Source organism: Vagococcus allomyrinae (assembly GCF_017829975.1).
Taxonomy (GTDB): Bacteria; Bacillota; Bacilli; order Lactobacillales; family Vagococcaceae; genus Vagococcus_D; species Vagococcus_D allomyrinae.
This window is the reverse complement of sequence record NZ_JAEEGA010000011.1, coordinates 75,836-87,758: the sequence shown is the minus strand read 5'-3', so window position 1 is coordinate 87,758 and position 11,923 is coordinate 75,836. Positions and strand designations below refer to the sequence as shown.

The following is an 11,923-nucleotide window of genomic DNA, read 5'->3' as shown; positions in this document are numbered from 1 at the left end:
AAAACTAAGAGGTGACGGCTATGCTTATAGGATTTGTCAGAGATAATACCAAGGAAACAGCATTAACAAAAGTGTGTGATGTAGTGATTGAACATGATGAGCATCGTTCAATTGTGGATGATTTAGTTAGCTTTGTTGAGAAGTATCATGAGCATCAATTGATCCTACCTAGTAACTATGAATTGAAAATTCAATTAGTACAATTACTACCAGTCTTAGAAAAAGCCCATGATTATCAAATCATCATTAACTTTTCAGATAAACAGTTATTTCCATTAATGAGTGCCGAAGAGCATTTTACCTATTTATTACGTCTAGCTAGACAGGAAAAAAGCGTAATGTCTCATCGTTCTAAAGACGCCATAACCGAATTAAAAGAACAAGGGAAACCGATTGGCCGTCCGACCATTACAGAAGACTTGATGCAACGGATTAAAGTCTTGTATCATGAAAGAGGGCACAGTATTCGAGATGTTTCTGCTATCTGTGAGGTATCAGTTGGGACAGTTCACAAGTATGCTACGGGGACATCCTCTGCAAGTTAGTATTAGCACAAAAACCGACAAGCTTATTAAAGCTTGTCGGTTTTTGTGCTAGAAGCCCTTCTGCAAGAGAATTGATTCACACGCTATTTTCTTAAAAGTGAACCACTTTTATGTTAATTAAGATCGGCTTATTGATAGATCTTGTAAACGTCTTTGTTTCTTGCCATCATAAAAAAAGTGAGCAAACGCGGGGCTGTAAGGCGTTTACTCACTTTTTTAGTATGGGACGACAACGACGGTCATGATTAAACATGTCGTTTTCTAGCTTCTTAAAGGAACAGCTTGTTTATTAAGGTGTCGATAAATAGTTGCAACAGAAATCTCACAGTTAGCTGAAATATCTTCAACTGGCTGATCCGTCGTCGCATACAGCGAGATGGCTTTTTCGATCTTATCTGTGGCACTTGGGCGACCTAGCTTTACCCCATTGTCTTTAGCAGCTTGCAAACCAGACAACACACGCTCTCTAATTAGAGCGGCTTCCATCTCAGCAAAGGCACCCATGATCGTAAAGATGAGTTTGCCCATCGGAGTCGTCGTGTCGATGTGATTTTGAATACTGACAAAGTTGATGTTTCGCTCTTCGAACCCTTCCAAAAGCTTAAGTAAATGTTGTGTGCCTCTTGCTAGACGGTCAAGTTTAAAGATAACCAAAGTATCCCCGTCCTTAAGCTCATTTAGCATCTTATCTAAGACGGGTCTCTTTTGACTAAGTCCACTACCGTACTCCGTATAGATTTTATCAACGCCATATTTCTTAAGCTCAACGATTTGAGCATCCAGTTTTTGATGAGTCGTACTAACACGTGCATATCCAATAATAGCCATAATGGCACCTCTTATAAGTTAGATTTAGTAAGGAACAAGACTTGATTTTTACTGTAGGATCAGCCTAAGGGGGCCTTTAGTTTATCCTCTAAGTGCTGAGTTAGAGAATCTAAAGTGTCAAGAAACACTATTCTTAGGGAAATCGGTTGTCTCGTTTGGAAAACAAGGATATTGTTCTTCCGTGATGTCCTGTTTCTACTATATAACTAGTATAATATTGGTAGGTGTAGAGCAAGTGTAGACCAAGAGTTAAATAGGAACTAGATGGGGCTTAATTAATGTCGTTCTCGATAGCTCTTTCTTCTAGGAATATTTTCCCGTTGAAGATGGTTATAAATAGTTGGAACTGAGATATGGCATATTTGGGAAATTTTTTTGACACTAAAATCGGTATTCACATATAATTTGATTGCTTCATCAATCTCTTTTGTGCGGCTGGGCCTGCCAAGGGTCGTGCCGTTATCTCGAGCCGCATCGAGACCAGCCAACACTCTTTCGCGAATTAAGGCTGCTTCCATTTCTGAAAAAGCACTCATAACGGTAAAAAAGAACTTACCCATAGGGGTTGATGTGTCGATATCGTTTTGAATACTGACGAAATGAATGTTTTGTTTTTCAAAACCTTCTAATATAGAGAGCAGTTGTTTGGTGCTTCTAGCTAGACGATCAAGTTTAAAAATGACAAAAGTATCACCAGGCTGTAGGGCACTTAAAGCGTTGTTGAGTTCAGTACGGGCCTCTTTACGGCCGCTTTCATGCTCTTTATAAACAATCTCAACACCGTAATCTTTTAGAGCTTTTTGTTGAGAGTCAAATTTTTGATGAGGGGTGCTAACACGCATATAGCCAATGACTGTCATGATAATCCTCCATTCTTTTGCGCTAAATCAAGGTTTAGTTGTACTATTACCTCTTTTTAAGGAGCTTTTTATTTAGAAAATGAAAAAGCGATCACCAACGGTTTTTCAACTTTTGGATTGATAAATGAGACGTAAAATCAGTGAAAATAATAAAGGGTATTAAAAAAACAACAAATCTATTTTTGCTTAATAAATCCTTAATAAAATTGGCGAAAACCTTATATAACAAGGAATGCCGGCTGATTTTTTAAAATAAAATGAGTTATTTTAAGGAATAAAATGGTTTGTTCAAAAAAAAGACCAAACTTTTTATTGACATTGTTCTGACCTTATAATAAACTACTGTTTTTGAGAATGTTTAATAACGCACGTTACTCTTCTTTTTAGAGAATGAAAAAGCCCAGTCTAGTGGGTTTTTCATTTTTTTGAAAGGAGAGCTTTTTCTTTATTATTGCTTTTCTATCTAACAGTAGTTTTTGAGAATGAGACGAGTTTGCACTGAATAGAGGAGGAGAATAATGTGAAAAGAAAAATGATGCTTATGTTATGTGTTAGTGGTTTTCTTTTTGGAACAGGTCTAACTCACCAAGCGTCAGAAGCTGGCAGCAAGGCAGGTATTACCTTTAGTGAAGGTGATCCCAAAGATGAACCACCTGGCACGATAGATTCTGAGCCAGCAAAAGAGCTACCTGACACTAGTCAACCAGATACGACTAAAAAGGTTATCAGTCAGGCGATACTACCTAAAACAAACGAAAAGCCAGATGGATCAGCAATCGCTGTCGGCTTAGTTATCTTATTAGGAACAGCAGTCACTATTAAAAGACGAGATGTAGTTTAGTTATAGAAACAAACGCACGTTGGAAAGGAGAGCTTTTAAAATGAAACAAAAAATGGTTGCCACAGGCACACAAACATTTATCTCATTGTTCTTACCAATTTAAACAGAGCCGTTAAAATTTGTGGATATAAGTTAAGGACAAGAAAAAAAACAACGAAGAGGATGGGGAACATGTTAAATAAAAAAATGTCATTAAAGAAAGTCGTTATTGCAGGACTTGTAGCAACAACAGTATTAGCCGCGGGAGGAGCTTCAGTACTTGCCGCACAAGAGACAATCGGTAACAAAGAAGACGGTTCAAAAGCAACGTCTTATGGTCATGTTACATTGACTGAAGGAGATGAAAAGGAACTACCAGAAGTTATCGTACCAGAGGAAGACAAAGATAAAGAAAAACCTGATCCTGAAACACTTCCAACAGAGAATGAAGGCGTGCTAACGATTGATGCTATTTCAGCATTGGAATTTGGTACATTGACATTATCAGGAAAATCAGAAGAATATTCTGTGACCAATGCAGCGGGTTTTACGAATAAAAAAGTACAGGTTACTGACCGTCGTGGGACAGGTGCTGGTTGGAATTTGAAAGTGAAAGCTTCTGCATTTGCAGATAAAGACGAACCTACTAAAGTCTTAAAAGGAGCATCAATCTCGTTCCCTCAAGGAGAGGTTATTAGCTCAGAAGGTAATCTATCTGTAGCACCATCAGTATTTGCTTCAACTATCATCGTACCGAATACTGACGCTCAATCATTTATGTCAGCAACTGCAGGAACTGGTTTAGGTTCATGGATGAACGTTATGGAATCAAAAGATGTTAAATTAAAGATCCCAGCAGGTAACTTAAAAGGGGATTATTCAGCAACTCTTGAATGGTCATTAGAATCATTACCAACACCATAAACAACTGATTAAAAAATAAAAAAATACACCCAACTAAAAGGAGAATTACCCATGAAATTAGTCAAATTATCAACTATCGCATTAGTATCCGTTATCGCCTTAACTGCAACAGCACAGGTGAGTCAAGCCGTAGAATCAACAGCAAAGGTTAAATTAGAGGCAGACACTGCTACAGTTATTACACCGCCGATCGTTCCTGAACCTGATACACCAAAACCTGATATCACTGATGAAAAAGGACCATTGTCAATTGATGTTGCCCCTCATTTTCAATTTGCTGATGCTAAAGTTGTTTCTGGAACGGTGACCTATCCGTTGGCTAATACTAATAATCCTTATGTTCAAGTAACTGATACTCGCGGAAAAGGCGCTGGCTGGGATTTAAAGATTAAAATCTCTGAATTTGAATCAGCTGACAAAAACGTTTTAAAAGGCGCAGAAATGTCATTAGGATTTGGCGAGTTACGGACAACTAATCCTGCAGGCATTACTGAAGCAGCACCGACAACAGCAGCATCTGTTACATTGAATGGAGCACCACAGTCTATTTTATCAGCAGCTAAAGCTACTGGATTAGGCACTTGGGCTAATTTCTTTAATAAAGCAACGACTAATCCAACTTCAAAATTAGTGATTCCTGGCGGAAGTTATGTGGGAGAGTATACAGCGACTATTGATTGGACATTATCAGATACACCTAAATAATACAATAAAACCATGAGTAATTAATTGGAGGAAACAATGAAAAAAGTAACGTTATTAACAGTTCTTTCACTAGCGCTATTAGCAAACTTAGGTTTGGCGACAATTGCGCAAGCGGAAGTAGCCAATACAACCAAAACTGAAAAAAACCATGTTATTTTCGAAGCCAATACAGACGAAAAACCGATTATCGATCCGGTTGATCCAAGTAACCCAAATCCACCAGATCCGATTGATCCAACTGATCCAGACAACCATGGAACAGGCAATACTGGGGCACTGACCATTGATTATGCGCCAAATATTGAATTTGGTACGAAAAAATTAGCCAGTGGCGATCAAAAGTATACTGCTTTAAATGAGAATCCGTTTGTCCAAGTAACCGATTTGCGCGGAACAGGTGTTGGTTGGAAACTGACAGCCAATATCTCTAAATTTGCAAATGCTGACGGCAGCAAAGAATTAAAAGGCGCAGTTTTATCTTTCAAAAATGGAGTAGTTAAAACACGTCCTAATAACGTCTCAGGTGCACCAGTCGCTTCAGATGTCAGTTTTGATACACAAGAGACGTATTCAATTTTGATAGCTGAAAAAGACAATGGTAAAGGTTCTTGGGTAGATGTCTTTTCAGGTGAAAAAGACAACAATAGCAACGTGGAACTATTAGTACTAGAAGGCTCAGCAGATGTTGGCGTGAACTATACTGCCACAATTAACTGGTCTTTAGCAGATACACCAACTCCATAAGAAATGGGGCTTAAAGGAAATCACTTCATCAGTAGGGTTTGGTGAAGTGATGACCCTTAAGATATTTAGGAGGAACGCAACAACATGTTAAACATTAGTAAAAAGATTAGATTAATTTTCGGGGTATTGTTAATCGCCCTTGTATTACCGCAAACAGCCTTGGCTGATGGCACGGGAAATGCCAACTTCTCAGTAAAAGCTGAATTGCCAGAGAACCAAGTTGATAAAGACCAAACCTATTTTGACTTACGGATGAAACCAGGGGAAAAACAAGCCATTAGCCTTGTATTGGATAATCCAAGTGATGAGCCCGTTAGTGTGACTGTTCAACCAAATGTGGCTACCACCAATCAAAATGGTGAGATGGACTTTTCAGGTAGTAACACTGATATAGATAATAGTCTAACTCATGTCTTTACAGATTTAATTTCAAAAGAGCAAACAGTCGAGTTAGCCGCAAATGAAACGAAAAAGGTAACCTTTGATTTAACGATGCCAGCAGAAGAGTTTCAAGGGATTGTACTAGGCGGTTTTTATATCTATAAAAATGTGTCGGAAGAAGAAGAGAAAGCTTCTGAAAACGTTCAAATCAAAAATCGTTATTCTTATGTTATTGGGGTTCAACTTTCCATGAACGATGAGGAAGTTACGCCAGAGGTTGTCTTAAACGAGATTAAACCTGATTTGTTGAATTACCGCACCATCGTCACAGCTAATTTGCAAAACACAATGCCGACGATGATTGGCAAGTTTAAAGTGGATGCTAAAGTTTACAATAAAGCGGGCACCGAACTTTTACATGAAACAATTAAAGAAGCCATGACCATGGCGCCAAACTCTAACTTTGGTTTTCCGATTAGTTGGGACAATCAGCGTTTAGAACCAGGTACGTATCTGTTGAAACTGCAAGCCAGCTCTGGGGACAATAAATGGGATTTTGATCAAGAGTTTACGATTTCAGCAACGGACAGTAAAAAGTTAAACGAAGAAGCCGTTGAATTAGAAGAGGCAGGCATCAATTGGTATCTAATCATTGGAAGTGGTGCTGTTATCTTAGCAGTCATAATTGGCGGGATTTTTGTTTATCAATCTAAAAAAGATAAAAAACGTGCAAGCAAAAAACGGACAAACAAGAAGTAAGGGGAAAACGTTTCGTTAGGGGAAGTTTGAAACGTAGCATTGATTTAAGAGATAGGTGAATGAGTTAAGTTTAGTAACTGAAAGACAGGTCATCTTGCAATAATTTGTTGACCTATCTCAAGAGTCTGGATGAGATAAGTATGGGGAAATAAATCGTATGTATAAAATGGAGGTTTTTAATAATGAAGTGGAACAAAAAACGAAGCTGTCTTGTCCTGCTTAGTGCTGTTCTTTGCGGTATGGTGGTCTTTCTGAAACCAGAAGAAAACTTAAAAGCTGAAGGCAACACCGTAACGACCGGTTTACCACAAGTGAAAAGTGTGTTAAGTAGAAACAATGTAGGAATGAATAACCCGCCTAAACATGTAAAGTTAGATGGTATTTTTACCTTACCCCAAAATACTAATAGTAGAATAGTTGATAATATGGTCATTGTGACTGATGACTGGAAAGACTTGGAAGGGGCAGTTTGGTCAACGCCAAGCAATATGATGGATTTGACTAAAGACTTTCAATTTGAAGCAGCCCTATTCTTAGGTAGTAGGGTAGGAAATAATGGAGATGGAATGACCTTTGCCATGCATAATGACCCACTGCGCCTAACAAGTAAAAGAGGGATTAAGGGTGAAAATTTAGGGGTTTATGGCAATGGGACCTCTTGGCAGAACTATACTAATGGGGCTTTAGCAAAAAGCTTTATTGTAGAATTTGATTCATTCTATAATCAGTTTGCTTCAGATAGATTAGCCTCTCCTGTGGCTCATATAGCCTACGCTTTTCCAGATAAAATAGATACATATAGCACTTATGGTGGTTTAGTAACGTTTAAACATAATGCAGAGGTGCAGGTTGTGAATTTAGCGTCAAGCAACATGTGGAAGACTCTTTCCGTCAAGTGGGATGTGGCAAACCAAGAATTGACTTATAAATTTGGAGATTTGGCTGCAGTTGTAGTTTCTCTCGATGTCCAAAATACTTTCGGCACAAATCAAGTTTATTGGGGCTTTACAGGGTCAACTGGTGATGCATATTCGCCCAATCGAGCAGTCTTTACTAAAGTTCCAGGGATAGTTGATAGCAAAAGTTTAGCGACGATTCGTGATAAGTCAGGGGCTTCAGTCGATGGTAAAACTGTTGAAGCTCGTGAAATTCTGACCTATGACATGTCTACAACTTACCTATCTGGTAAACAAAATTGGGAAGAAGTTAATGCGGTAGTAACAAATAATCCTTATGTGGATTATTTACCAGGCACTTTAAAAGTTGATGGAGTAAGTGTCGATGATACCAACTTTCTTGCAAACAAAGTATATTCTTTAGGTGAATTATCCTTAGCCTCACCTAATCGACATATTACCTTTGATGTACGGACGAAAGAGCTTTCGGCCGATCAACAAATCAGTGAAGTGATGAGTTTTGAGGGTGACAATCACATTGAGAATTTACCCGCAATCAGCTATACAATTGCTGAAAGAATCGTTAAAGATAATATTGCGATTGACACTATAGAACCATTTAATACAGCCCAAAAGATTACAGGAACGTGGCAATTGGAAGATCTTCGTGAAATGAAGGACGTTCAGTATCAAATTAATGATGAGAGCTGGGTCACTTTACCAGAAGCTGATTATGGTAAAAACGTGGACTCTACAAATAAGTGGAATGTTCCAGTGTCTCAGGCTGTCATTGATGCCTTAGATATTAACAAACAACATACTTTTAAGATTAAAGGGGTGCCAGTCGAGCTAGCTTTTGAACAAACAGATGTCCAAGCGACAGCGAAATTTGCCGTTAAACCACAAGATATAACGATGATTGGTGATGTGACAGATAAAACAACGTCAATTAAAGGAACAGGGACACCTGGATTGACTATTCAGCTGAAAAATGAGCAAGGTGATGTTATTAAAGAAGTTGAAGTTGACAGCAAAGGTAATTATGCTCTGGAACCTTTGACACCTATCAGTTCTGGCACGAAGCTAACTATTTCTCAAAAAACTAATTTTGCTGAAAGTAACAAAATAACGATTACTGTGGCACACGATGTAATCGAACCTACATTAACCTTGACCGATGCTGGAGAAAAACTCAAGTTAATCAACGGCGCGACATATGATGTTAAAACCGTGGTTTCAGGAAGTGAAGCAGATAGCTTTGTCTTAAAGTATGCCATTAATGGCGTGGTTAATGACTCATTGACAAAGGTTGTAGCTAACCCTACAGCAGATCAAAAACACAGCACGACTACTACAATACCAGCAGCTAGTTTACCGATTGGCGTTCATACGATCAGTGTCAGCGTTGAGTGGCAAACAGGCGGTGCGAAGGTCACAGCCCCTGAGATTGAGTTAACGGTTGTGGCTGGGGGCATGAAATTTACACAAGTCTCAGCTGCCACAAGCTTTGAACAAGGAACAATTACGAATAAAACCCAAACTTTAGCTCGTCAAGATGATTGGAACATTCAAATCGAAGATTTCAGAGGAAAGGGCAGCCAGACGACCCTTTATGCGAAACTATCAACGACATTTAAAAATAAAGACAATCGTACCATTGTCAACCCACTTAAATACGTCAATGAACAAAATCAAGAAGTGGCAATGCCAGTAGGCAGCACAGTCAAAGTTTTCCAAAAAGAAACAACCGAAAACTTCGCAAATGTCGATGTCTCATGGCAAAAAAATCAAGGTATTTTATTCGACTTGAAACCGGGGAATTATCAAGGCGAATATCAAGCTGAAATTGAATGGTTGCTATCGGATACACCGTAAGTAAAACTGGCGAGAGGGGGAATAGATGTGACTCTCGCCGAAAGGAGAATATCGGATGAAAATAGGATTTATTAGAAATGCAGGGAAGGCATCTCAAATGGCTAGTTTCTGCGATATTGTAATGCTTGAAACAAAGACCACACCAATTGCCGAGCAGTTATTAACGCTAGTTAATGACCATTCTCAACAAGAAATCATCTTCTATAGTATCGAGGATTTAAGAATGCAAATCGTGCAATTACTGCCTTTTCTGACAAAGGTCATTGAACATGAAACGAAAGTTTCCTTTGTTGAACGCCAATTATTACCGACGTTAGATGACGATACTTTTATTAAGAGTTTGTTTGATATTGCCGTTTTAGAAAAAGCTGTGTTGTCTCGTCGAACGCAAGAAGCGGTGTCAACTGCTAGAAGAAATGGTAAAGCGATTGGTCGCCCGACCATCGATCAGTCAATTGTCAAGCAAATTTACTTTTTGTACAATAAGCAAGGGCGAAGTATTCGAGAGGTTGCGGCACTCTGTGAGGTCTCAATTGGAACGGTCCACAAGTATTTAATGATGGAAAAAGAAGCCAAATAATAAAAGACTAACTAGCGAGATAAGGCTAGTTAGTCTTTTTGCTTTGCTAAAAAAATTTACGCTGATGGCTGCCATTTGGCGACAAATTCTTCAATCGGTAATGAAAAATCTGGATGACGGGTTTCTAATGTTGAACGGTCCCATTCCCACCAGGCGATAGCTAGTAGCTGTTCTTTTAACGGATCAGGAAACCGATCTTTCAGGACCTTAGCAGGCACGCCGCCCACAATGGTATAAGGTGCCACATCTTTGGTGACAACGGCTCCTGCACCGATGACAGCCCCTGTACCGACGGTAATGCCAGCTTGAATAATCGCTCCATGCCCAATCCAGACATCTGGTCCGATGATGGCCCAGTTATGTTGGCGAGTTTCCAAATAAGATTGGTCTTTATTTGGAAAGCCATAGCCAGTTCCATTATAAGCAAACATGTGTTGTGAAGGGCGGTCATAAGGGTGATTGGTTGGCCCGATTCGCACCATGGCCGCAATACTGACAAACTGAGAAATTTTCGTATTTTGAATAAAACAAAATTGACCTGTATAGCTATAGTCGCCGATCGTGGCATGGTCAACAAAATTACTTTCACCTAATTCGACATAACTACCAAAGGTCGTCCTTTGAACTTGACTATTTCGGCCGATGACCGGTTTGTCGGGAAATAAATGAGTTGTTTCCAGATGCATAAAAATCCCTCCCAACTTATTTTCTTTAGTGTAATTGATTTTGTTATGTTTGGCAAAGAGTAAGATTCTTTTCATTTTTTGTGATAAGTGGGATACTTATTGTAGTGACTAAAGGAGGGCGTCTATCATGTATAAGATTCAACTAATGGATAATTTTACCCCAGAATCAACCAGAGCGTTGTCTCAAGATAGTTATTTTATAGAACAAACAGAGCGCCCCAACGGCATGATGGTTCGCAGTTCAATCGTTGCGGATCAGCAGATTACTCGTGACTTATTGGCTATATCACGAGTAGGTGTAGGGGTCAATACTATCAACGTTGAAAAATGTACCGAAAACGGGACAGTTGTCTTAAATACACCGGGAACTAACGCCAACGCGGTGAAAGAGTTGGTGGTGGCCAGTTTATTAATAGCCGTGAGGCCAATTTTTACAGCTGTCAAACAAGTGAAGGAACTAAGAGGCTCCCATATTTTAGCCGAATCAGAGGCTATCCGAGAAAAGTTAATCGGTCATGAACTACAAGGGAAAACCGTGGGTATATTAGGTCTGGGATCAATTGGCAAACAAGTGGGGCGGATCTGTTATGAGTTGGGGATGGACGTGTTAGGGTACGCCAGAAGCCCCCATGATCTCTCTTTTTTAACTCAAGTTGCTTTAACAGAACTCTTAAAACAGTCGGATTTTATTGTGATCTTATTGCCACTGACAGCTGAAACCAACCACTTGTTAAATGATAAGGCCTTTAACTTAATGAAGAGCGGAACTTGTTTGCTCAATTTTGGTCGAGATCAGATTGTGGACAATCAAGCCCTACTAGCGGCCATTGATCAGGGAAAGATTGCCCAGTATATCACCGATTTCCCTCAAGCAGAATTTATTGGTCATGACAAGATTATCATGTTGCCCCATATTGGTGGCAATACTCATGAAGCGATTAAAGATGGTGAACAAATGGCCAGTCGTCATTTACGCAATTTCTTATTGTATGGCACAGTTCGTGACTCAGTGAATTATCCCAATGCTCGCTTACTTTTTCAAGCTCCCTATCGCTTGACGCTTTTTTACCAAGATAGCAAAGGCATCTGGGCTGAAATCGTGGCAATATTAGCCCAGTACGAGTTAGAAATTGGTGATATGAGCAGCAATCGAAAAAATGGCAATGTCTATACCATGATTGACTTGGACACGATTAATCAGGAGAAGATTGAAAAAGCATTGGTTGAGATGACGGAATTAGTGCCAGTGAGACGGGTCAGACTGTTGACGAAACCTGTGGGGATTAAATAGCCATGGGGGACTTGCTGTTTCAGGGGCTC

At 39.3% G+C, this 11,923-nt stretch carries 12 protein-coding genes; 9 read left to right on the top strand and 3 right to left on the bottom strand.

The features are described 5' to 3' along the window. Window positions 1-20 precede the first annotated feature (20 nt). Window positions 21-545, top strand: coding sequence for a hypothetical protein (locus tag I6N95_RS16470; RefSeq protein WP_209529950.1), 525 nt, complete (start codon window positions 21-23; stop codon window positions 543-545). A gap of 261 nt (window positions 546-806) precedes the next feature. On the opposite strand, the gene I6N95_RS16465 is transcribed toward I6N95_RS16470, so the two are convergent. After that, window positions 807-1,373, bottom strand: coding sequence for a recombinase family protein (locus I6N95_RS16465; RefSeq protein ID WP_209529948.1), 567 nt, complete (start codon window positions 1,371-1,373; stop codon window positions 807-809). Between the two features lie 275 nt (window positions 1,374-1,648). Then, window positions 1,649-2,233, bottom strand: a complete 585-nt coding sequence (locus tag I6N95_RS16460) for a recombinase family protein (protein ID WP_209529947.1) — start codon at window positions 2,231-2,233, stop codon at window positions 1,649-1,651. A gap of 520 nt (window positions 2,234-2,753) precedes the next feature. On the opposite strand from I6N95_RS16460, the gene I6N95_RS16455 reads away from it, so the two are divergent. The 7 genes from I6N95_RS16455 (at window position 2,754) to I6N95_RS16425 (ending at window position 9,917) form a co-directional block, all read left to right on the top strand. Next, on the top strand, window positions 2,754-3,074 hold the full coding sequence (locus I6N95_RS16455) for an LPXTG cell wall anchor domain-containing protein (protein ID WP_209529945.1): 321 nt from the start codon (window positions 2,754-2,756) through the stop codon (window positions 3,072-3,074). A 171-nt stretch (window positions 3,075-3,245) separates the two neighbouring features. After that, a complete protein-coding gene (locus tag I6N95_RS16450) occupies window positions 3,246-3,977 on the top strand; it encodes a WxL domain-containing protein (RefSeq protein ID WP_209529943.1) in 732 nt (243 codons plus the stop codon). 51 nt (window positions 3,978-4,028) lie between these two features. Beyond that, complete coding sequence (locus I6N95_RS16445) at window positions 4,029-4,682, top strand: WxL domain-containing protein (protein ID WP_209529940.1); 654 nt, start codon at window positions 4,029-4,031, stop codon at window positions 4,680-4,682. Window positions 4,683-4,718: 36 nt separating this feature from the next. Next, a complete protein-coding gene (locus I6N95_RS16440; protein WP_209529938.1) occupies window positions 4,719-5,426 on the top strand; it encodes a WxL domain-containing protein in 708 nt (235 codons plus the stop codon). Window positions 5,427-5,510: 84 nt separating this feature from the next. Further along, a complete protein-coding gene (locus I6N95_RS16435; RefSeq protein ID WP_209529937.1) occupies window positions 5,511-6,566 on the top strand; it encodes a WxLIP family cell surface protein in 1,056 nt (351 codons plus the stop codon). A 182-nt stretch (window positions 6,567-6,748) separates the two neighbouring features. Continuing rightward, on the top strand, window positions 6,749-9,337 hold the full coding sequence (locus tag I6N95_RS16430) for a lectin-like domain-containing protein (RefSeq protein ID WP_209529935.1): 2,589 nt from the start codon (window positions 6,749-6,751) through the stop codon (window positions 9,335-9,337). Window positions 9,338-9,392: 55 nt separating this feature from the next. Then, the gene (locus I6N95_RS16425) at window positions 9,393-9,917 is read left to right on the top strand and encodes a recombinase family protein (protein WP_209529933.1); all 525 of its coding nucleotides are present in this window, start codon (window positions 9,393-9,395) and stop codon (window positions 9,915-9,917) included. Window positions 9,918-9,973: 56 nt separating this feature from the next. Here I6N95_RS16425 and I6N95_RS16420 read toward each other — a convergent pair whose 3' ends face one another. Next, the gene (locus I6N95_RS16420; protein ID WP_209529931.1) at window positions 9,974-10,603 is read right to left on the bottom strand and encodes a DapH/DapD/GlmU-related protein; all 630 of its coding nucleotides are present in this window, start codon (window positions 10,601-10,603) and stop codon (window positions 9,974-9,976) included. 127 nt (window positions 10,604-10,730) lie between these two features. Here I6N95_RS16420 and I6N95_RS16415 point away from each other — a divergent pair, with 127 nt between their 5' ends. Then, window positions 10,731-11,894: an NAD(P)-dependent oxidoreductase gene (locus I6N95_RS16415; protein ID WP_209529929.1), complete on the top strand. Its 1,164-nt coding sequence runs from the start codon at window positions 10,731-10,733 to the stop codon at window positions 11,892-11,894. Window positions 11,895-11,923: the final 29 nt, after the last annotated feature.

What these genes read in the sequence shown, in the direction of transcription:
- I6N95_RS16470 (WP_209529950.1), top strand. Translation starts at nt 21, where the DNA reads ATGCTTATAGGATTTGTCAGAGATAATACCAAGGAAACAGCATTAACA.
- I6N95_RS16465 (WP_209529948.1), bottom strand. Translation starts at nt 1,373, where the DNA reads ATGGCTATTATTGGATATGCACGTGTTAGTACGACTCATCAAAAACTG.
- I6N95_RS16460 (WP_209529947.1), bottom strand. Translation starts at nt 2,233, where the DNA reads ATGACAGTCATTGGCTATATGCGTGTTAGCACCCCTCATCAAAAATTT.
- I6N95_RS16450 (WP_209529943.1), top strand. Translation starts at nt 3,246, where the DNA reads ATGTTAAATAAAAAAATGTCATTAAAGAAAGTCGTTATTGCAGGACTT.
- I6N95_RS16445 (WP_209529940.1), top strand. Translation starts at nt 4,029, where the DNA reads ATGAAATTAGTCAAATTATCAACTATCGCATTAGTATCCGTTATCGCC.
- I6N95_RS16440 (WP_209529938.1), top strand. Translation starts at nt 4,719, where the DNA reads ATGAAAAAAGTAACGTTATTAACAGTTCTTTCACTAGCGCTATTAGCA.
- I6N95_RS16435 (WP_209529937.1), top strand. Translation starts at nt 5,511, where the DNA reads ATGTTAAACATTAGTAAAAAGATTAGATTAATTTTCGGGGTATTGTTA.
- I6N95_RS16430 (WP_209529935.1), top strand. Translation starts at nt 6,749, where the DNA reads ATGAAGTGGAACAAAAAACGAAGCTGTCTTGTCCTGCTTAGTGCTGTT.
- I6N95_RS16425 (WP_209529933.1), top strand. Translation starts at nt 9,393, where the DNA reads ATGAAAATAGGATTTATTAGAAATGCAGGGAAGGCATCTCAAATGGCT.
- I6N95_RS16420 (WP_209529931.1), bottom strand. Translation starts at nt 10,603, where the DNA reads ATGCATCTGGAAACAACTCATTTATTTCCCGACAAACCGGTCATCGGC.
- I6N95_RS16415 (WP_209529929.1), top strand. Translation starts at nt 10,731, where the DNA reads ATGTATAAGATTCAACTAATGGATAATTTTACCCCAGAATCAACCAGA.